This window comes from Neisseria sp. P0014.S002, assembly GCF_051958295.1.
Lineage (GTDB): Bacteria > Pseudomonadota > Gammaproteobacteria > Burkholderiales > Neisseriaceae > Neisseria > Neisseria flavescens_B.
In genome coordinates, this window is record NZ_JBQCVO010000004.1 from 139,818 (window position 1) to 160,506 (window position 20,689).

22 protein-coding genes are annotated in these 20,689 nt (G+C 50.3%); 10 read left to right on the forward strand and 12 right to left on the reverse strand.

The annotated features are described in order from the left end of the window. Positions 1 to 17 precede the first annotated feature (17 nt). Complete coding sequence (gene mutL, locus ACTHSX_RS06075; RefSeq protein ID WP_440377103.1) at positions 18 to 1,994, forward strand: DNA mismatch repair endonuclease MutL; 1,977 nt, start codon at positions 18 to 20, stop codon at positions 1,992 to 1,994. A gap of 57 nt (positions 1,995 to 2,051) precedes the next feature. Here the strand turns inward: mutL and kdsA are convergent, their stop codons facing one another. From kdsA to ACTHSX_RS06090, 3 genes are all read right to left on the reverse strand, one after another. Next, entirely contained in the window at positions 2,052 to 2,894 is an 843-nt protein-coding gene (kdsA, locus tag ACTHSX_RS06080; protein ID WP_036472435.1) for a 3-deoxy-8-phosphooctulonate synthase, read from the reverse strand. A gap of 74 nt (positions 2,895 to 2,968) precedes the next feature. Further along, positions 2,969 to 3,352, reverse strand: a complete 384-nt coding sequence (gene panD / locus ACTHSX_RS06085) for an aspartate 1-decarboxylase (RefSeq protein WP_003678944.1) — start codon at positions 3,350 to 3,352, stop codon at positions 2,969 to 2,971. Positions 3,353 to 3,430: 78 nt separating this feature from the next. Next, a complete protein-coding gene (locus tag ACTHSX_RS06090) occupies positions 3,431 to 4,972 on the reverse strand; it encodes a YdgA family protein (RefSeq protein WP_440377104.1) in 1,542 nt (513 codons plus the stop codon). Positions 4,973 to 5,147: 175 nt separating this feature from the next. Here ACTHSX_RS06090 and ACTHSX_RS06095 point away from each other — a divergent pair, with 175 nt between their 5' ends. Further along, complete coding sequence (locus tag ACTHSX_RS06095) at positions 5,148 to 5,738, forward strand: aminodeoxychorismate/anthranilate synthase component II (RefSeq protein ID WP_440377105.1); 591 nt, start codon at positions 5,148 to 5,150, stop codon at positions 5,736 to 5,738. 89 nt (positions 5,739 to 5,827) lie between these two features. Continuing rightward, complete coding sequence (gene trpD, locus ACTHSX_RS06100) at positions 5,828 to 6,856, forward strand: anthranilate phosphoribosyltransferase (protein ID WP_440377106.1); 1,029 nt, start codon at positions 5,828 to 5,830, stop codon at positions 6,854 to 6,856. A gap of 64 nt (positions 6,857 to 6,920) precedes the next feature. On the opposite strand, the gene ACTHSX_RS06105 is transcribed toward trpD, so the two are convergent. The 6 genes from ACTHSX_RS06105 to ACTHSX_RS06130 all read right to left on the reverse strand — a co-directional run bounded on the left by ACTHSX_RS06105 (position 6,921) and on the right by ACTHSX_RS06130 (position 11,451). Further along, positions 6,921 to 7,271, reverse strand: coding sequence for a CsbD family protein (locus ACTHSX_RS06105; RefSeq protein ID WP_003747074.1), 351 nt, complete (start codon positions 7,269 to 7,271; stop codon positions 6,921 to 6,923). Positions 7,272 to 7,387: 116 nt separating this feature from the next. Then, positions 7,388 to 7,954 carry an SGNH/GDSL hydrolase family protein gene (locus ACTHSX_RS06110; protein ID WP_440377107.1) on the reverse strand — a complete coding sequence of 189 codons (567 nt, stop codon included), beginning with the start codon at positions 7,952 to 7,954 and terminating at the stop codon, positions 7,388 to 7,390. Between the two features lie 122 nt (positions 7,955 to 8,076). Further along, the gene (locus ACTHSX_RS06115) at positions 8,077 to 8,334 is read right to left on the reverse strand and encodes a hypothetical protein (RefSeq protein ID WP_070587765.1); all 258 of its coding nucleotides are present in this window, start codon (positions 8,332 to 8,334) and stop codon (positions 8,077 to 8,079) included. Between the two features lie 90 nt (positions 8,335 to 8,424). Next, a complete protein-coding gene (locus tag ACTHSX_RS06120) occupies positions 8,425 to 8,907 on the reverse strand; it encodes a sel1 repeat family protein (RefSeq protein ID WP_107792079.1) in 483 nt (160 codons plus the stop codon). Positions 8,908 to 8,979: 72 nt separating this feature from the next. Further along, the gene (locus ACTHSX_RS06125; protein ID WP_440377108.1) at positions 8,980 to 11,142 is read right to left on the reverse strand and encodes a heavy metal translocating P-type ATPase; all 2,163 of its coding nucleotides are present in this window, start codon (positions 11,140 to 11,142) and stop codon (positions 8,980 to 8,982) included. Positions 11,143 to 11,241: 99 nt separating this feature from the next. Beyond that, entirely contained in the window at positions 11,242 to 11,451 is a 210-nt protein-coding gene (locus tag ACTHSX_RS06130; RefSeq protein WP_003674677.1) for a heavy-metal-associated domain-containing protein, read from the reverse strand. A 147-nt stretch (positions 11,452 to 11,598) separates the two neighbouring features. On the opposite strand from ACTHSX_RS06130, the gene cueR reads away from it, so the two are divergent. After that, positions 11,599 to 11,991, forward strand: a complete 393-nt coding sequence (cueR, locus tag ACTHSX_RS06135; RefSeq protein WP_440377109.1) for a Cu(I)-responsive transcriptional regulator — start codon at positions 11,599 to 11,601, stop codon at positions 11,989 to 11,991. A gap of 249 nt (positions 11,992 to 12,240) precedes the next feature. On the opposite strand, the gene ACTHSX_RS06140 is transcribed toward cueR, so the two are convergent. Then, complete coding sequence (locus ACTHSX_RS06140) at positions 12,241 to 12,450, reverse strand: heavy-metal-associated domain-containing protein (protein WP_049344680.1); 210 nt, start codon at positions 12,448 to 12,450, stop codon at positions 12,241 to 12,243. A 145-nt stretch (positions 12,451 to 12,595) separates the two neighbouring features. Between ACTHSX_RS06140 and ACTHSX_RS06145 the strand changes: the two genes are divergently transcribed. The 3 genes from ACTHSX_RS06145 (at position 12,596) to ACTHSX_RS06155 (ending at position 16,075) form a co-directional block, all read left to right on the forward strand. Further along, positions 12,596 to 13,768, forward strand: coding sequence for a sugar transporter (locus ACTHSX_RS06145; RefSeq protein ID WP_250579597.1), 1,173 nt, complete (start codon positions 12,596 to 12,598; stop codon positions 13,766 to 13,768). A gap of 264 nt (positions 13,769 to 14,032) precedes the next feature. After that, a complete protein-coding gene (locus ACTHSX_RS06150; RefSeq protein WP_440377110.1) occupies positions 14,033 to 15,448 on the forward strand; it encodes an SLC13 family permease in 1,416 nt (471 codons plus the stop codon). Between the two features lie 117 nt (positions 15,449 to 15,565). Next, the gene (locus tag ACTHSX_RS06155) at positions 15,566 to 16,075 is read left to right on the forward strand and encodes a peptidylprolyl isomerase (RefSeq protein ID WP_004519830.1); all 510 of its coding nucleotides are present in this window, start codon (positions 15,566 to 15,568) and stop codon (positions 16,073 to 16,075) included. A 76-nt stretch (positions 16,076 to 16,151) separates the two neighbouring features. On the opposite strand, the gene ACTHSX_RS06160 is transcribed toward ACTHSX_RS06155, so the two are convergent. Then, complete coding sequence (locus tag ACTHSX_RS06160; protein ID WP_440377111.1) at positions 16,152 to 16,649, reverse strand: YbhB/YbcL family Raf kinase inhibitor-like protein; 498 nt, start codon at positions 16,647 to 16,649, stop codon at positions 16,152 to 16,154. A gap of 186 nt (positions 16,650 to 16,835) precedes the next feature. Between ACTHSX_RS06160 and ypfJ the strand changes: the two genes are divergently transcribed. Both ypfJ and ACTHSX_RS06170 read left to right on the forward strand, forming a co-directional pair. Next, on the forward strand, positions 16,836 to 17,684 hold the full coding sequence (gene ypfJ, locus ACTHSX_RS06165; RefSeq protein WP_440377112.1) for a KPN_02809 family neutral zinc metallopeptidase: 849 nt from the start codon (positions 16,836 to 16,838) through the stop codon (positions 17,682 to 17,684). A 121-nt stretch (positions 17,685 to 17,805) separates the two neighbouring features. Further along, entirely contained in the window at positions 17,806 to 19,188 is a 1,383-nt protein-coding gene (locus ACTHSX_RS06170; RefSeq protein WP_440377113.1) for a phosphomannomutase/phosphoglucomutase, read from the forward strand. Between the two features lie 102 nt (positions 19,189 to 19,290). Here ACTHSX_RS06170 and rpe read toward each other — a convergent pair whose 3' ends face one another. Continuing rightward, entirely contained in the window at positions 19,291 to 19,971 is a 681-nt protein-coding gene (rpe, locus tag ACTHSX_RS06175; RefSeq protein ID WP_003678905.1) for a ribulose-phosphate 3-epimerase, read from the reverse strand. 277 nt (positions 19,972 to 20,248) lie between these two features. Here rpe and ACTHSX_RS06180 point away from each other — a divergent pair, with 277 nt between their 5' ends. Beyond that, positions 20,249 to 20,677 (forward strand): Spy/CpxP family protein refolding chaperone, encoded by a 429-nt coding sequence (locus ACTHSX_RS06180; RefSeq protein ID WP_440377114.1) that lies wholly within the window; start codon positions 20,249 to 20,251, stop codon positions 20,675 to 20,677. Positions 20,678 to 20,689 lie beyond the last annotated feature (12 nt).

Here is a 20,689-nt window from a genome sequence, read left to right on the forward strand (position 1 = left end):
TTTTTTGAAAGAAACCGATGTCCCGAATTGCTGCCCTGCCCGACCATCTTGTCAACCAAATCGCTGCCGGCGAAGTGGTCGAACGCCCTGCAAACGCCTTGAAAGAAATCGTTGAAAACAGTATCGATGCAGGCGCGACAGCGATTGATGTCGAGCTAGCCGGCGGCGGCATCCGCCTGATTCGCGTCAGCGACAACGGCAGCGGTATCCATCCAGACGACATCGAGCTTGCGCTCCACCGCCACGCTACCAGCAAAATCAAAACCTTAAACGATTTGGAACACGTTGCCAGCATGGGCTTTCGCGGTGAAGGTTTGGCCAGTATCGCCTCCGTCAGCCGTCTGACCCTGACCAGCCGTCAAGAAGACAGTTCGCATGCGACACAAGTCAAAGCCGAAGACGGCAAACTCAGCAGCCCTACGGCAGCCGCCCATCCTGTCGGCACCACCATCGAAGCTGCCGAACTCTTCTTCAATACACCGGCGCGGCGCAAATTCCTCAAATCCGAAAATACCGAATACGCCCACTGCGCCACCATGCTCGAACGCCTCGCGCTGGCGCATCCGCACATTGCCTTCTCACTCAAACGCGACGGCAAACAAGTGTTCAAACTCCCAGCTCAAAGCCTGCACGAACGTATCGCCGCCATTGTCGGCGATGATTTTCAGACGGCCTCATTGGAAATTGACAGCGGCAATGGCGCATTACGGCTCTATGGCGCGATTGCCAAGCCGACTTTTGCCAAAGGCAAAACCGACAAACAATACTGCTTCGTCAACCATCGTTTTGTCCGCGACAAAGTCATGCTCCATGCCGTCAAACAGGCATACCGCGACGTATTGCACAACGCGCTGACGCCTGCTTTCGTCCTCTTCCTCGACCTGCCTCCCGAAGCCGTGGATGTCAACGTCCACCCAACCAAAACCGAAATCCGCTTCCGTGACAGCCAGCAAGTACACCAACTCGTGTTCCACACGCTCAACAAAGCCCTTGCCGACACGCGTGCCGACCTGACCGAAAGCGTCAGCAACGCAGGCGAAGTGTTGCATGACATTACCGGCGTTACTCCTGCCCCAATGCCGTCTGAAAACGACAGCGAAAATCTGTTTGATAGCACATCCAACTACCCAACAGGCAACAAACCCGATACACGCAATGCCTTTGGTTCATCAGGCAAAACCGCGCCTATGCCTTACCAAGCCGCACGTGCGCCGCAACAACGCAGCCTGTCCCTGCGCGAAAGCCGCGCAGCCATGAATACTTACGCCGAGCTTTACAAAAAAACCGACGACATCGACCTTGAGTTAAGCCAATTCGAGCAGGCATGTTTCGGCAATATGCCGTCTGAAATGCCTACCCAAAAAACAGATACGCCGCTTTCAGACGGCCTTTCCTCCCAACCCGAACTGCCGCCGCTCGGCTTTGCCATTGCCCAATTATTAGGCATCTACATCCTTGCCCAAGCCGAAGACAGCCTGTTGCTCATCGATATGCACGCTGCCGCCGAACGCGTCAACTACGAGAAAATGAAACGCCAACGTCAGGAAAATGGCAACCTGCAAAGCCAGCGCCTGCTTATTCCCGTAACCTTTGCCGCGTCCCACGAAGAATGCGCCGCCCTTGCCGATCATGCCGAAACGCTGGCAGGCTTCGGGCTGGAACTGTCCGATATGGGCGGCAATACCCTTGCCGTCCGTGCAGTTCCCGCCATGCTCGGTAAAGCCGACGTTGTTTCGCTGGCCAAAGATGTATTGGGCGAACTCGCCCAAGTCGGCAGCAGCCAAACCATCGAAGAACACGAAAACCACATCCTTGCCACCATGTCCTGCCACGGCTCAGTCCGTGCCGGCCGCCAGCTTACCCTGCCGGAAATGAATGCGCTCCTGCGCGATATGGAAAACACACCGCGCAGCAACCAGTGCAACCACGGCCGTCCGACTTGGGTCAAACTGACTTTAAAAGAATTGGATGCGTTGTTTTTGCGCGGACAGTAATGCCAATAAAAAGGCCGTCTGAAAATGCTTTCAGACGGCCTTTTAACTTATTTGCCCTTAACGAATATCCATAGGCGCAAACGATTTCACGGTTTCATCGATTGCTTTAACACGGGTCAGGAAGTCTTCCAATTGGGCAAGCGGCAATGCGCTTGGTCCATCGCATTTAGCTTGGTCGGGATTGGCATGGGATTCGAGGAACAAACCGGCCAATCGGGTTGCCATACCGGCAAGCGCCAAGTCCAATACTTGGGCGCGACGTCCGCCTGATGCGGCGGCACCGGATTCGCGCGTTTGCAGGGAATGGGTTACGTCAAAAATAACGGGCAGGTTGTTACACGTTTTTTTCATCACGCCAAAGCCAAGCATATCGACCACCAAGTTGTCGTAGCCGAAGTTTGCGCCGCGTTCGCACAAAATGATTTGCTCATTGCCTGCTTCTTGGAATTTCTCGACGATGTTTTTCATTTGAGACGGGCTGAGGAATTGCGGTTTTTTGATGTTGATGACATTGCCGGTTTTCGCCATTGCCACCACCAAATCGGTTTGGCGTGCCAAGAAGGCAGGCAGCTGAATGACATCGCAGACTTCGGCAACCGGTTGGCATTGGTAAGGCTCGTGAACGTCGGTAATCACGGGAACGTTAAACTCGCGTTTCACCGCTTGAAAAATCTTCATGCCTTCGTCCAAACCCACACCGCGGAACGAGTGGATGGAAGAGCGGTTTGCCTTGTCGAAAGAGGCTTTGAAAACGTAAGGGATGCCGAGTTTATCGGTTACTTTAACGTATTGCTCACAGGCTTTCAGCGTAGAGTCGAGGTCTTCAAGGACATTGATGCCGCCGAAAAGGGTAAAGGGCGCATCGTTGCTGACGGTGATGTTGTTGATTTGGATATTCACGGCAAAGCCTTTCAGATAAGTTGAATTTGGGAAACAGGCCGTCTGAAATGTTTCAGACGGCCTTTGTTTGAATATTACAACACGGTGTGCGGCGGCTCATAAGAAATCACGTCGCGGATTTTATTGTTCTCATCGACGAGGACAACTTTCGGCTCATGCGCTGCAATTTCAGGTTCGGACAACATAACGTAAGACATGATAATCACGATATCGCCTTTTTGAACCAAACGCGCAGCCGCGCCATTCAAGCAAACGACGCCGCTGCCGCGTTCGCCGGGAATGGTGTAGGTTTCAAGACGTTCGCCGTTGTTATTGTTGACGATGGCGACTTTTTCGTTAACGCAAATACCTGCCGCATCCAGCAGGTCTTGGTCAACGGTAATGCTGCCGACGTAGTTGAGGTCGGCTTCGGTAACGGTGGCACGGTGGATTTTGCCGCCGAGCATGGTACGAAACATGGGTTTCCTTTTTGATTGTGGGTTGATTTGCGGTTTTAACTCCTGGGAAGTTAAAACCGCTGTTTGTGTGATTGAGAATTAGTTATTGGGAAAGTCCGCTTCGTCGAACTCGGGTTCCGGATCGCTTTGAAGGACTTTTCCGTTTAATTTCAACTCGCTGTTTTGCAAAGTCAAATGGGTTTTAACATTATTGTCTTCTAAGGTCAGATATTTCTCGCTTGCCATGCTTTTAATGGTGCTGTCGACCATCAGGCGCAAGGTCTCGTTGATATCGTCGATGCTGGCGCGGCCTGCGGCTTCATCTTCGGCATTGACGCTAAACAGGCTGCTTGCTTGGTTGACGGTGAGCTGCTCCAACAATTTTTGCGGTACGCTCATATTAAAGTCGGCTTCGGTTTTCTTCAGCATATCGCCCAAATTGTTGAGGTCTTTGGCTGCCAAACCTTTAAACGCGAGTTTGCCGCTGACATCGACATCGCCATGAGGCATGGTGAATTTGAAGGTTTTGACATTCAAAACCGGATTGTTGGTAAACAGGCCTGAAGCCTCGTTTTTGGCCGTCTGAATCAAGGAAGCCTGAATTTCTTCTTCGCTCATTTTCTTCACGGACACTTCGGCAATTTTGTTTTTCAATGCCAGAAGTGATGCGGCATCCAAATGCTCGGCAGCAACATTGATGTCCAGAGGGCCGTATTTGTCTTCGCCATAAGTCAGGCTTTCAAATTGGAAGCGGCCTTCGCTGTTGATGAATTTATCGACTTCTCCGGTCTGGGTATCGAAACGCAGTTTGCTGACTTCAATTTTAGACGGAGCAATCGTGCCGGTCGGATTGATGAATGCACCGATTTGCAGGTTGGTTACAAGGTTGACCAGTTCGTTCAACTTAACGTTGTAATCGATGTTTTCTTTCCATTGCAGCAGGAATTTATCCAGCGTAATGCTGCTCTTGCCCAAGGAAAGCTTGGTCAGGCCGTCTTCCGTTTCGGATTGGAAGCGCAGGTTTTCCAAAGACACATCGCCTTTGTCGGCCAATTTGACTTGTAAAGACGGCGCAAGGTAATCGTGGCGATAGCTTTTGAAGCCTTGGCTGTAATCGGTATTGCCGCCAAAACCTTTCCAGTTGAGCTTGATACCGGAAAGCTCTTCATAATCGAAGGCGGGAATATTGAGGCTGAGTTTGCCGTCGCCGGAAAGATAAACCGTATTGGTCATGGTCAACGGCGTTTGCTGGCCGAAGAAGCGGTCCAAAACTTTTTTGGTTTCCGGATGGTATTGGAACTCGGTTTCCACGTGGGCGCGCGTGCCGAAACCTCCGGCAAACGGGCCGTGTGTCACGTGGTTGATGACCGTAATCGGCTCTTGCAGGACGGTTTTCAAATTGTCCGGCAGATATTTTTGCGTATTTTGAAGCAGGGTCGGCTTGAGGCGGATGACGGTCGTCTCGGTTGAACTGAACCAGCCGCGATCGTATTGGTGGGACTCAACGGTCAGGAAACCGGATTCCTGCAACAGCTTTTGTTGCTCGGTCAGGCTTTCTTCCGCTTTGACACCAAGATAATAAGGCGTGCCGAGCGCAGCGGCGACAACAACGGCGGCAGTCGGGATAAGATACTTTTTCATCACTTCAAACAGATTAGGTTCAAAGCGTAAAGCATAGCATTTTTTAGCTGTTTTGTCTTATCCGCCGTTTCAGACGGCCTTTAGGTAAAGATTGTGATATTATGCAAACATAAACGATTTTTACACTTTTGGCAGACCTTACCCTGTCTGCCAAAATGTCATTAAAGGTTTGCAAATGCTTTTATTTATTGATAATTACGACAGCTTCACCTACAACATCGTCCAATACTTTGCCGAGTTGGGGCAGGAAGTTTTGGTTCGCTGCAACGATGAAATCACCATCGAAGAAATCGAAGCCCTGAAACCGCAATATCTGGTCATCGGCCCCGGCCCTTGTTCCCCTAAAGAAGCAGGCATTTCTGTTGCAGCCATGCAGCACTTTGCCGGCAGGCTGCCCGTCATGGGCGTGTGCCTCGGCCATCAAACCATGGGTGAAGCGTTCGGCGGCAATGTCGTGCGCGCGCAAACGATGATGCACGGCAAAGTCTCCCCCGTTTTCCATCACGGCACAGGCATGTTTAAAGACCTGCCCAATCCTGTCAACTGCACGCGCTACCACAGCCTGGCCATCGACCGCGCCACCCTGCCCGACTGCCTCGAAATTACCGCATGGACGGAAGACGGCGAAATTATGGGCGTACGCCACAAAGAATATGCCGTCGAAGGCGTACAGTTCCACCCCGAAGCCCTGCTGACCGAACACGGCTACGATATGCTGAAAAACTTCTTGGAAGAATTCAAAGACTATCGTCCGCAAAAATCTTAATGAAAGGCCGTCTGAAAGGAGTTTGACAGTGTTCAAACCGCATTTTCAGACGGCCTGAATCACATCGAACACGAACAAAGGAAAAAATCATGATTACCCCTCAACAAGCGATTGAACGCCTCATCAGCAATAACGAACTTTTCTACGATGAAATGACCGACCTCATGCGCCAAATCATGAGCGGCCAAGTTCCGCCCGAGCAAATCGCAGCCATTCTGACCGGTCTGCGGATTAAAGTTGAAACCGTTTCCGAGATTACCGCTGCAGCCAGCGTGATGCGCGAATTTGCCACCAAAGTGCCGCTGGAAAATGCAGATGACTTGGTCGATATTGTCGGCACGGGCGGAGACGGTGCCAAAACCTTCAATATTTCCACAACTTCCATGTTTGTCGCGGCTGCGGCAGGCGCGAAAGTCGCCAAACACGGCGGCCGCTCCGTTTCTTCATCCAGCGGCGCCGCCGATGTCATGGAACAAATGGGCGCCAACCTCAACCTCAACCCCGAACAAGTTGCCCAAAGCATCCAGCAAACCGGCATCGGCTTTATGTTCGCACCCAACCACCACAGCGCCATGCGCTATGTTGCCCCTGTCCGCCGTTCGCTCGGCTTCCGCAGCATCTTCAATATCTTGGGTCCGCTGACCAATCCTGCCGGCGCGGCAAACCAACTCTTGGGCGTGTTCCACATCGACTTGTGCGGCATTCTTTCTCGCGTATTGCAACAGCTTGGTTCCAAACATGTTTTGGTTGTGTGCGGCGAAGGCGGTTTGGATGAAATCACACTGACCGGCAAAACCCGCGTTGCCGAACTGAAAGACGGCAAAATCACCGAATACGACATCAGCCCAGCCGATTTCGGCATGGAAGTCCACCGCAATTTGGACGAAATCAAAGTAGAAAACGCGCAAGAATCCCTGCAAAAAATGAACGAAGTGTTGGACGGCAAAGCCGGTGCCGCACGCGATATCGTCGTCCTTAATGCCGCCGCCGCGCTCTATGCAGGAAATGTGGTCGCATCGCTGGCGGACGGTGTCAAAGCCGCGCAAGAAGCCATCGACTCCGGCAAAGCCAAAGCTAAAAAAGACGAATTTATCGAATTTGGCAAACAGTTTGCCTAAACTTTAAAACCATAAACAAAGGCCGTCTGAAAAATCTTTCAGACGGCCTTTTATTCTTTAAATATTAAAATTTGCTTTTAATATCATTAATCAAGCCTTCAGCTTTTTCTTTGGCTTCTTCAGCCAAGTGTGCTACTTTCTCTTTGGCTTCACCGGCTAAATGAGCTGCTTTTTCTTTAGCTTCACCTGCAAAGTTTTCTACTTTTTCTTTAGCCTCGCCTGCGAAGTGCGCCGCTTTTTCTTTGGCTTCACCTGCAAAGTTTTCTGCTTTTTCTTTAGCATCCGCAGCAACTTCTTTTGTCTTACCGACGCCTTGTTGAACTACGCCTTCAGCTTTGAGTTTGGAATCGTCAAGAACTTCGCCGGCTTTCTCTTTTACTTCACCGCTGATTTGATCTAATTTGCCAGTCATCATTTATTCCTTCTTAGTTTCATGTTGATAAGAGTAATCACTATACCCCAATAGATATTGGGTTGCAACTTAAAGTCTGTCTCAATATTAAAAACATAATAAAAATGGATTACGTCAAGTTAGCACAACTGTTTCAATATCGCTTCGGCTACTGCCTCGCCTATCATCTTGCTGCCGAACTCATTGAAATGAAGTCCATCGCACAGCATCACATCGGTCAAATCCTGCTCAAACATCAGACTGTATAAATCATTGACGGTAAAACCATATTGCCTTGCCAAATCCTCCGCCACACGGTTATAGGCCTTCAAGTCGGCCAGATAGCGGCGCGAGGGTTTGACGATATTGTGTACGCTTTCCAAAAACGGCGTACTGCTCGCCCAAATAATTTTTGCCCCTGTCTGTTTCAGATAATCGAAAATTTGAATCAGGTTGCTGCGATAGGTTTTTATATCGGCCACCGGCTCATTACAGCCTTGATTATGGCGGATGTCGTGCAAACCGCAATTGATGTGGATAATGTCTCCCACAGTCGCGCCCTCTGTCCATTGCTCGATATGTTCTAACACATCATGCGACGAACGGCAGTTTTCCGATGGAGAAACAATATCCGCCTCAGGCAAAGCGGCGCGTGTGTAAGGCTCCGATGCAAGCCGAACGGAATCGCCGATTAAGTAAACGGTCATTTTTGTTCTCCTCCCTTTATTTGAACCAACAGCAAGGCCGTCTGAAATATCACTTATATTATTATAAGAGTGCTATTTCAGACGGCCTTAACTTCAGTCAAATTCTATTGTTAAATCATAAATTAACGCTGACTGTTTTTATAAAAATCAATTAATTGCTTGGCCTGCAACATCGGCAGCCCAAAACGGTCGCTCACGACTTTCAAATCCTTCCACTCCTGACCGGTCAGATTTTGCCCGACCCATTTGAGGTTTTCCGGATTGCTTTTGATTTTCTCAAAATACGCCTGCTTGCGTTTCCAGTTGCGCGACCACACCAGCAACATGGTAAAAATACATAAAACAATCAATACAATATTGGTAAACAACATCATGTCCATACGACATACTCCCGCTTGAGTCTCGAAATCAGAAAATATGGATTAAAGGCCGTCTGAAAAAACAGTCTTCAGACGGCCTCAGCGTGACGCTCAACGTTGCATTTCCAGCATCAATGCCTGACAAGCGGCTTCATTTTCCAAAGCACAAGATTCGCTCAGTTGGTTTAAACGGCTGTCGCGGTCTGATGTATTGCCTTGCGCCATCTCTGCTTTAGTGTCTTCAAGATTGGTACAGGCATTTTCATAACCGCCTTTACAGGCTCGTTCGTAGAGTTTGACCGCGGTGGCATAATCCATGCCCAAACCGCTGGACGGATTGAGATACAGATTACCCAAAACATTACAGCCGCGCATATTGCCGCCATCACAAGCTTTTTTCAGAAACGGATAAGCATTAGCAGGCGCTTCAAGATAATCGCGCGTCCAAATGGCCGCAGTGACGCAACTCTCCAGATTGTTCCGATTACATTCTCGTATCAGCTTATCGTGCTGCTTCTCGCTGTAATCCTCAGCCTGCACGCTAAACGCAGTGGCAACCAATGCCAAGCCAAACAATAAACGAAGTGTTTTCATCTGATTATTCCTTCAAAAATACTTGATGACAGGCCGTCTGAAAAAAACAGTCTTCAGACGGCCTTTATATTATCACTCAATATTCACCCGTTTCAGGCGCAAGGCATTGCTCAACACGGAAACCGAGCTTGCCGCCATTGCCGCGCCCGCGATGACGGGATTTAAAAAGCCGAGTGCGGCGAGTGGGATGCCTAAAATATTGTAGAAGAAGGCGAAAAACAGGTTTTGCTTAATGTTCTTCAAAGTCGCTTGCGACACCAACAGGGCATCGGCGAGTTGGTTGACCGAATGTTGCATCAACGTGGCGGATGCGGTGTGTTCGGCAACGTCCGCACCGCCTTTCATGGCGAAGCTGACGTTGGCGGCGGCGAGCGCGGGCGCGTCGTTGATGCCGTCGCCGACCATCGCCACGGTTTTGCCGGCGGCTTTGAGTTTCTGCACTTCGGCAGCTTTATCGCGCGGACTCATATTACCGAAGGCGTGTGCGATACCCAGTTGTTTGGCGACGTATTCGACCGTACCTTGGTTGTCGCCGCTCATAATATAGACATCGATATTGTGTTTTTTCAGACGGCCTATGGCTTCGGCGGTATCGGCTTTCAGCGCGTCGGCGAGTGCGAATGCGCCGATGGGTTTGTTGTCAACTGAGACTGCAACAATGCTTGCAATGTCCCAAACGCCGTCTGAAAACTTCGGCAAGGTCAGTTCGGCAAATTCGGCTTTGCCCGCTTTCACCAAACCCACGCCTTCCACTTCGGCGGTAATGCCTGCGCCGACCACGGTTTGCGCGTCTTTTGCGGTGGGAATCTCCAAACCGCGCGCTTGGGCGGCGGAGACGATTGCTCGGGCAAGCGGATGAGCGGCGTTTTGTTCGACAGCGGCGGCGATGCGGTACAAAGCGTCTTCGTCAAAGCCGCTGTCAGGAACACAATAAACGGCGGCAACCTGCGGCTTGCCTTCTGTCAGCGTGCCTGTTTTGTCCAACACGACGGCATCGACGTGGGCGGCTTCTTCCATTGCCGCCGCGTCTTTAAACCAAATACCGTGTTTCACTGCTTTGCCCATGCCGACCATAATCGCGGCAGGGGTTGCCAAACCGAGCGCGCACGGGCAGGCAATCACCAAAACGGCAACGGCGTGCATCAGTGCAACCGTCCAATCGCCTTTAATCAGCCAAGTAACGATAAAAGTCAAAAGTGCGATGCCCACGACAGTTGGCACAAACACCGCCGCAGCCTTGTCTGCCACGCGCGCAATCGGTGCTTTACTGCCTTGTGCTTCGGACAGCGCATTCATCATGTCGCCAAGAAGGGTTTGGCTGCCGAGCTGCGTGGCGCGGTACACCACGCTGCCTTCGGTCATCAGCGCGCCTGCCAATACTTTGCCGCCTGCCTTTTTCTCTTCAGGATTGGATTCGCCGGTGAGGTGGCTCTCGTCCGCCCAACCGCTGCCGCTTTCAATAATGCCGTCGGCGGCAATGCGTTCGCCGTGATTGGCGCGGATAAGGTCGCCGATTTGTACTTGGTCGATGGGAAGCTGTTGCCATTCGCCGTTGCGTTGTACATTGACTTGGGTCGGCGTGAGTTTGAGCAGCAAGCCCAAGCTGTTCAGGCTGGATTTTTTGGTGCGGTGTTCCAAAAATTTGCCCAGCGACACAAAACCGATCACCATCACGCCTACTTCAAAATACACGTGTGCCATGCCGTGCGCCGCGTGCGGGCTGAAAAACAGCATATAAACGGAATACAGGTAAATCGATACCGTGCCGATGGTAACCAGCACGTCCATGTTCGCCAAGCCGCCTTTAATGCTTGCCCACGCGCTTTTGTAAAACGGTACTGCCAGCCAAAGCTGTACCACGCTTGCCAGCACAAACTGCCACAACGGCGGAATCATCCAATCGTGCCGCCCGATCATCATGCCTGCCATGCCAATTAAAAACGGAATATTGATGGCCAACAAAAGCCACAGCTTCCAGCCAATATGATGTTCTGCTTCAGGTTGCGGCAATGTATCTTCCGTCTTTTCCTTCGCGCCGTAACCGGTTTTCTCAATGATTTTGGCAATGTCGGCTGCGGAGGTTTTGCTGTCGTCAAATGTAACCTGCGCTTCCTCGCTGGCAAAGTTCACCCCTGCCGATTCGACAAAATCTTTTTTGTTCAACACTTTTTCAATACGCGAAGCACAGGCCTGACAAGTCATGCCTTCGATTTGGAAACGGACTTTTTGTTGCATGGTTTCTTCCTTCTGAATGTGGTTGGGCTACCTGAAAAAAGCGGAGCAGGGTTTTCAGGTAGCCTTTGGGGTGTTGCAGTCGATTTGTTGCGATTCGATTTACAAAGCCGCATCAAAGCCGCCGTCTTCCACCGCTTCTATCAGCGCGGCGGGGTTGGTTTGGGCGGGGTCGAATTCCACGACGGCATTCTTGTTTTCCAGGCTCACTTCGGCCTTGTCCACGCCGTTTACGCCTTCGAGGATGCTGGTAACGCTTTTCACGCAGCCGCCGCAGGTCATGCCTTCGATGTTTAATGTGATGGTTTGCATAGGGTTTCCTTTCTGTTGGAATGAGGCTGAGGTTTTAAAGCCCGTTGCAGCCAAAGCTTTCAGGTAACCTGAAATGATGGGTCTGCTCTTGCTTTCCCGCTAAGTGCCGCCACTATAAAGCTTTACCCGGAGTAAAGGTCAAGCATCATGATGAACATCAGCCAGGCCGCGGCCGAGAGCGGCCTTTCCGCCAAACAAATCCGCGACTACGAAAAGCACGGCCTAATCGCCCCGGCCGCGCGCAGCGAAGCGGGCTACCGCCGCTACGGACAGGCCGACCTTGTCCGGCTGCGCTTTATCCGCCATGCGCGGGAAGTGGGCTTTTCGCTGCCGCAGATCGGGCAGCTTTTGAGCCTGCAACACAACCCGCAGCGTACCAGCCGCGAAGTGAAAACGCTCACCGCGCGGTACATCGCCGAGCTGGAAGCCAAAATCGAACGCTTGCAGGGCATGGTGGCCGAGCTGCAACGTTGGCACGATGCCTGCGTGGGAGACGACTGCCCGGATTGTGCGATTTTGGCCGGGCTGGAGGAGCGTTAGGCGGCTTGGGCAGAATAGAAACAGGTTACCTGAAAAGTTTCAGGTAGCCTTAGTCGGCCGCTAACGGTTTGGTACAGGCCTCGTCGTAATACGGCAGCCACTTGCCGCCGCTTTGCTTCAGATATGCGCAAAAACTTTTGTTTACCCGTGTGGCGGTGTAATCCAAATAATGGCAAAAAGTAAGTGATCAAGAGACAAAGGCCGTCTGAAACGTTTCAGACGGCCTTTATTCAAAAATAAGCTTATCGGTTACAAAGCCACGTCGTAGCCGCCGTCTTCTACGGCATCAATCAGCGCGTCGGCATCTGTCTTGCTTTCATCGAAAGTAATCACTGCATTTTTGTTTTCCAAGCTGACTTCTGCTTTTTCCACGCCTTCTACGCCTTCCAAAAGACGGGTTACGCTTTTCACGCAGCCGCCGCAGGTCATGCCGTCGATATTGAGGGTAACAGTTTGCATTTGTATTTCCTTTCATTCAAACAAATATGGTTGCCAAACACTTTACTCCTTACACAAACAGCTTGCAAATTCTTCATTAAAGGCCGTCTGAAAAATGCAGATAAGCGTACAATAACGCCTTTTGCTTCATCAAACGGACATAATAATGACTTCAACATTCAAACAATGGGTTAGCGTATGCGCGCTGGCGGTGGGGGCGTTTATTTTCAATACCACCGAATACATTCCGATTGCGCTTTTGAGCGACATCGGTCAGAGCTTTGACAAACCTGCAACGGAAGTGGGCATGATGATTACGGTGTATGCGTGGATTGTTGCCCTCCTATCGCTGCCGCTGATGCTGATGACGAAAAACATCGAACGGCGCAAATTATTGCTGATGCTGTTTGCACTGTTTGCTCTGTTTCACGCGCTGTCGTTTTTTTCTTGGAACTTCAACATCCTCTTGGTCAGCCGTATCGGGATTGCACTGACACACGCGGTATTTTGGTCGATTACGGCTTCTTTGGCGGTACGGCTTGCGCCCACCGGCAAAACCAATCAGGCTTTGGGCTTACTCAGTACGGGTACTGTTTTGGCGATGGTTTTGGGCATTCCGCTGGGGCGCGTGGTCGGGCAATACTTCGGTTGGCAGCTCAGCTTCCTGCTGATCGGGGTCTGCGCTGCCGGCGTAATGCTGGTGTTGGCTAAAAATCTGCCTGCTTTACCCAGCCAAAATACCGGCTCTTTAAGCAGCCTGCCAAGTTTGTTTAAACGCCGCAACCTGATGCTGCTTTATGCCATGACGGTGTTGATTATTACGGCACATTTCACGGCATACAGCTATATCGAGCCTTTTGTGTTGCAAGTTGGCGGATTTAAGGCTGAACAAGTTACCATCGTTTTGAGCCTGTATGGTTTGGCAGGCTTCGCTGCTTCTTATCTGTTTGGCAAATGGTTTGCCAAATCGCAACGCCTGTTTATGCTTGGCGCGGTGGCGGTCATCCTGCTCTCCGCCCTGCTGCTTCTGCCGTTTGCCTCTTTCCCTTATGCGGTGTATGCGCTGGTGTTTATTTGGGGTGTGGCCATCGTCATCGTCAGCTTGGGCATGGTGTCGAAAGTCTTGGCATTCGCCTCGGATGCAACAGATGTGGCCAACTCGATTTATTCAGGTTTGTACAATGTCGGCATCGGCGGCGGTGCGCTTTTGGGACATTATGTAACCGTCTGGTTCGGCCTTTCCAATATCGGCATTGCCGGAGCCTTGCTGGCGGCGGCAGGTCTGGCCGTTTGCGGCTTGTTGTTTAAGGAACAAGACAATCTGACGCAAAATGTTTAAATCCATATAAATCAGGATGGTATTACTGACTCTACCGTAATTTTGGCAGTTTTACCGATTTGTCCTGATGCTTATTAACCCACGATGGGTCTTCATTTCGCCGGATAAGCAGTTTTCTTGCTGCTTATCCGGTTTTCATTTCATTTTTAAAAAATAATTTACAATTTGTTTACACTACATCAAATTACAAATATACTGTCGCCTATTAGTCGTCTGAACGTACGGCTGAAAAGAAAAACCAATCATGTTTCAGAGGAATACATCATGGACTTAAACGCCAAGGATAAGACTCAGCATCCTGAGAACGTCGAGCTTCTCAGTGCGCAGAAGCCGATTACCGACTTTAAAGGACTGCTGACGACCATTATCTCTGCTGTTGTCTGCTTCGGCATTTATTACATACTTCCTTATAGCCCTGATGCCAACAAAGGTATCGCGCTGTTGATTTTCGTTGCGGCACTTTGGTTTACCGAAGCCGTACACATTACCGTTACCGCGCTGATGATCCCTATCCTTGCCGTTGTACTCGGCTTCCCAGATATGGACATCAAAAAAGCAATGTCAGGTTTCTCCGACCCGACGATTTATATCTTCTTTGGCGGCTTCGCGCTTGCAACCGCCCTGCACATGCAACGTCTCGACCGTAAAATCGCTGTCAGCCTGTTGCGCCTGTCCCGCGGCAATATGAAAGTTGCCGTATTGATGCTGTTTGCCGTTACCGCCTTCCTGTCTATGTGGATCAGCAACACTGCGACTGCCGCGATGATGCTGCCTTTGGCAATGGGTATGATGAGCCACCTCGATCAAGAAAAAGAACGCAAAACCTACGTTTTCGTCCTGCTCGGTATCGCCTATTGCGCCAGTATCGGCGGCTTGGGTACCGTGGTCGGTTCGCCGCCAAACATGATTGCTGCCAAAGCGCTGAACTTGGACTTCGTCGGCTGGATGAAGCTCGGCCTGCCGATGATGCTGTTGATTCTACCGCTGATGCTGTTCTCCATGTACGTCATCCTCAAACCTAATTTGAACGAGCGCGTGGAAGTTAAAGCCGAATCTATCCCTTGGACATTGCACCGCGTTATTGCGTTGTTGATTTTCTTGGCCGCCGCCATCGCTTGGGTATTCAGCTCCAAAATCAAAGCTGCATTCGGTATTTCCAACCCCGATACCGTTATCGCCCTGATTGCCGCCGTTGCCGTCGTCGTATTCGGTGTGGCGCAATGGAAAGAAGTTGCCCGTAATACCGACTGGGGTGTATTGATGCTCTTCGGTGGCGGTATCAGCTTGAGCGCGTTGTTGCAATCTTCCGGCGCATCTGAAGCTCTGGGTCAGCAAGTTGCTTCCACGTTCTCCCATTCTCCTGCATTGCTGGTGATTTTCGTGGTTGCTACCTTTATCATCTTCCTGACCGAGTTCACCAGTAACACGGCTTCCGCTGCCCTGCTTGTACCTATTTTCGCCAGCATCGCCGCGCAAATGGGTCTGCCCGAACAAGTCTTGGTATTCGTCATCGGTGTCGGCGCATCTTGTGCCTTCATGTTGCCGGTTGCCACACCGCCTAACGCGATTGTGTTCGGTACAGGCTTAATCAAACAACGCGAGATGATGAATGTCGGCTTATTGCTGAACATCCTCTGCGTAGTATTGGTTGCTCTGTGGGCTTATGCTGTACTGATGTAAACCATCGACCTAAACAACAAGGCCGTCTGAAAGAATATTTTTCAGACGGCCTTGAAGTTTGTCATTCAGACACAATTTAACGAATGATTAAAACCGGATTCTAACGAAAGGAAACCCATGATTATCCTGCACACCAACAAAGGCGACATCAAAATCGAACTCGATTTCGACAAAGCCCCCGTTACTGCTAAAAACTTCGAGCAATACGTTAAAGATGGCTTCTACGACGGCGTAATCTTCCACCGCGTCATCAAAGGCTTTATGATTCAAGGCGGCGGCATGGATGAAAACATGAACGAAAAAGAAACCCGCGATCCGATTCAAAACGAAGCGTCCAACGGTTTACCTAACGAAAAATACACCATCGCCATGGCGCGTACTTCCGATCCGCACTCTGCCAGCGCGCAATTCTTCATCAACACTGCCGACAACGCTTTCCTGAACTTCCGTTCTAAAGAGTTGTACGGCAAAACTGTCGTCCAAGACTGGGGCTATGCCGTATTCGGTAAAGTCGTTGACGGTTTTGACGTTGTCGATGCCATCGAAGGCGTTTCTACCAAACGTCACGGCTACCACGACGACGTACCGAGCGAACCTGTCATCATCACTAAAGCCGAAGTGGTTTAATCGATTTGATTTCCCATAAAAACAGCCTGTCCGAATTGCAAACGGACAGGCTGTTTTTCAATAATGACACATACCGTCACACATCATAAGTACCGACCACGCATGCCGAATCCAAAACATGGCCTTGCATGGCAAAATGCAGCTCATTAAAGCGGAAACCGTGCGGCAAATCCAAAACGGTATCCAGCGCGTACACAATCAGTTCATAACGATGACGGTTGTTCGGTGGTGCCATACCGCCGTAAAATGAGGCCTCTTCGATTTCAAATTTACCCAACGCGCTCGCCCAAGTGTTCGCGCCCTGTGTGAAATCTGTTGCAGAAATACTTTCATTTTCTGCCACGGAAGTGCGTTTCAAATCCGAAATCAACCAATGCGTCCATACGAAACCCGATGCTGAAATGGCATCTTTGTCTTCCAACACCACAGCAAACGATTTTGTTCCTTCAGGCGCATCTTCAATCTCAAAAGGAATCGAATAAGAAGGCATACCGCTCGGGCTGAACTGGCTGCCGCGCTTGCCGTATTTGTCTTCAAATTCGCCGTTAACAATAGCTTTACTGCTGACTTTCATCTTACATCTCCCAATAGTAGGTTGGCTCATTCTAACAAACACCAAGGCCATCTGAAAGATACTGCCGTTTTCACTTTCCCGATGTCGCATTTTCAGACGGCCTCAAGCAATATTCACAATTCGATCAAACACATTTGACATTCCATAGTATAATCCGCCGCATGAAAACTACACAGGATTCGCATTATGGATTGGAAAGGTCGTGAGCAAAGCCAAAACGTAGAAGATCGCCGTGGAAGCCGTGGCGGCGGCGGTGGCGGCGGTGGCAAAACACCGGGCATACTCGGCATTATCGTGGTTTTGGTTGGCGCATATTACGGCGTGGATTTGAGCGGTTTGGTTGGCGGCTCATCTTCGATGGGCATTCCTACCCAGCAAGCTTCCCGACTCGACAGCCAACAAGAAGCCGAATTGAACGAACTGTCCCGCGTCGTCCTTGCCGATACGGAAAAAGCATGGAGCAAATATTTCCAACAACACGGACAACGCTATACACCGGCAACCATGGTATTGTATGAAGGCGGTACATCCACCGCCTGCGGTACGGGCCAATCTGCCATGGGTCCGTTTTACTGCCCGGGCGACCAAAAAGTTTATTTGGATTTGAGCTTCTACGAAGACATGCGCACCAAGCTCGAATCCGCCAGCGATGCCGCGTTTGCCTACGTTATTGCCCATGAAGTCGGCCATCACGTTCAAAACCTGCTCGGCATTCTGCCTAAAGTCCACAAAATGCAGCAGCAAGTCGGCAAGAAAGAGGCCAATGCCCTTTCTGTCAAACTCGAATTGCAGGCCGACTGTTTCGCCGGTATTTGGGGACACTACGCCGTCAACAACAATATCTTCAAAGCAGAAGACATTCAAAAAGCGATGCTGGCTGCCGAATCCGTCGGTGATGACCGCTTGCAGAAACAGGCTCAGGGCTATGTTGTTCCCGACAGCTTTACCCATGGCTCGTCTGAAGAACGCATGACTTGGCTCAAGCGCGGTTTGGAAAGCGGCGACATCAACCAGTGCAACACTTTCAACAATTGATTCGTCCAAGCAACACTGTTCTTTGATGTAACGACAAAAGGCCGTCTGAATTTTTCAGACGGCCTTTTAGCCGTGTTAGAATAAGCCCCATTATTTCCCCTTAAATTTAAAGGAAATCCACATGGCAAATATCGCCCGCGACATTTTCAAAGCCTACGACATCCGAGGCATCGTCGGTAAAACCCTGACCGACGAAGCTGCCTACTTAATCGGCAAAGCCATTGCCACTAAAGCCTCCGAAAAAGGCATTACCCGCATCGCACTCGGCCGCGACGGCCGTTTGAGCGGTCCCGGCCTGATGGCACAAATTCAACGCGGTTTCACAGACAGCGGCATCGATGTCCTTAACGTCGGCATGGTTGCCACCCCTATGCTCTACTTCGCAGCCATCAACGAATGCGGCGGCAGCGGCGTAATGATTACCGGCAGCCACAATCCGCCTGATTACAACGGTTTCAAAATGATGCTCGGCGGCGACACGCTCGCAGGCGAAGCCATTCAAGAACTTTTAGCTATTGTTGAGAAAGACGGTTTTGTTGCCGCCGATAAACAAGGCAGCGTAACCGAAAAAGACATCTCTGGCGAATACCACAACAACATCGTCGGCCACATCAAGCTCAAACGCCCGATGAAAATCGTGATTGACGCGGGCAACGGTGTCGGCGGCGCATTTGCAGGCAAACTCTACAAAGGTTTGAGCAATGAAGTTACCGAACTTTTCTGCGAAGTGGACGGCAATTTCCCTAATCACCACCCCGATCCGTCCAAACCGAAAAACCTGCAAGACCTCATCGTCGAGCTTAAAAACGGCGATGCCGAAATCGGCTTGGCATTTGACGGCGATGCCGACCGCTTGGGCGTGGTCACCAAAGACGGTAACATCATCTATCCAGACCGCCAACTGATGCTTTTCGCGCAAGACGTGTTGCGCCGCAATCCTAAAGCCAAAGTGATTTTCGACGTCAAATCCACCCGTCTGCTCGCTCCTTGGATTAAAGAACACGGCGGCGAACCTGTGATGGAAAAAACCGGCCACAGCTTCATCAAATCCACCATGAAAAAAACCGGCGCACTGGTTGCCGGCGAAATGAGCGGCCACGTTTTCTTTAAAGAACGCTGGTACGGCTTCGACGACGGCATGTATGCCGGCGCACGCCTCTTGGAAATCCTGTCTGCCTTCGACAATCCGTCCGAAGTGTTGAACAAGCTGCCGCAAAGCATTTCCACTCCGGAACTCAACATCGACCTGCCGGAAGGCAGCAACGGCCACAAAGTGATTGAAGAGCTGGCTGCCAATGCCAAGTTTGAAGGTGCGACCGAAATCATCACCATCGACGGCTTGCGCGTTGAATTCCCTGACGGCTTCGGACTGATGCGTGCTTCCAATACCACGCCGATTTTGGTATTGCGTTTTGAAGCGGATACGCAAGAAGCGATTGAGCGTATTCAAAACCAATTCAAAGCAGTCATTGAAAGCAATCCAGCATTGAAATGGCCGCTGTAAGGGTTTAGGCTAAAAAAAGCCGTCTGAAAATCATTTCAGACGGCCTTTAATATTAAAACATTGATTATTTAAAGTTTGGAAACCAAGAATATCCCGGCTTTGTTATCCGACTTGCGCCAACTGTTGACGCATTTCATCGATAACGGCTTTGTAATCCGGTTTACCAAAAATCGCCGAACCGGCCACAAACGTATCTGCACCTGCCGCTGCAATTTCAGCAATATTGTCTGTTTTCACGCCGCCATCGACTTCCAATGCGATATGGCGGCCGCTTTGCCGTTCATACTCGTCCAACATCTCGCGCACTTTGCGGATTTTCACCAGCGTATTCGGGATAAAGCTTTGTCCGCCGAAGCCAGGGTTGACCGACATCAGCAACACCATATCCAGTTTGTCCAAAACGTTTTCCAGAATATTGACCGGCGTAGCAGGATTCAATACCAAACCTGCCTGACAGCCGTATTCTTTAATCAAACCCAAGCTGCGGTCGACATGGCGGCTGGCTTCGGGATGAAAGGTAATGATATTGGCACCGGCTTTGGCAAACGCATGAATCAAATCGTCCACCGGCTCAACCATCAAATGCACATCGACCGGCACGGTTGCATACGGTTTCAAAGCCGCGCAAACCATAGGGCCGAAAGTCAGATTCGGCACATAATGATTGTCCATCACGTCAAAATGAATCAAATCCGCACCGGCGCGGATAACTTCGGCAACCTCTTCGCCCAAACGGGCAAAATCAGCGGACAAAATACTGGGTGCAATACGGTAGTCGGTCATGTTTATTCTCCTAAAGTGTGTTCCTTTGTCATTATCGCATTTTTAACCCTATGTTGTATGCCGCCGACAACATCTCTGCCGTCATTTTTATGAATTTACATTTCATATACATTAATGAAACTTATAATCATATAGTAAGACTTTGAAAATAAATTATTAGATTACATACATCTGCAAAAAAATCTAACATCATTAACAAAAGTTAACTGCATTGATACTGCCTTTCACACGCTTATCGGTTATATTTCTAAACCTGATGAAACATTAGGAAAACACCGTGTCTGTTGCACTTTCCCGCTATCCGACTTTTATTTTCTTAGCACTCGCCCTACTCTGTTCCAGTCTGCCTGCACATGCCGGACCGTTTCTGGCCACTTTGGACGACTTCCACCCAAATTGCGACATTCGACAGCTCAATTTATCCGCCGACCAACACGCCGTCTTGCGCCGCCTGCGTACCGACTTTAAACAAATCAACGATAAAGCCTACCGTAAAACCGTACGCTCTGACCGCAACCGCCGTCAAACCATCATCAAAATCCTCTCCGGCGACTCATTCGACTCAAACGCCGCCCGCGATTATGTTGAAAACCGCTACCTCTCCAGCATGGACTATGCGGTGGATGAAATGGAAATCCAATACCGCTTCTATCATCTGCTCAATCCGCGCCAACGCCAGCAATGGTTGTCTTCATGCTTGCGCTGATGGATAAATAAA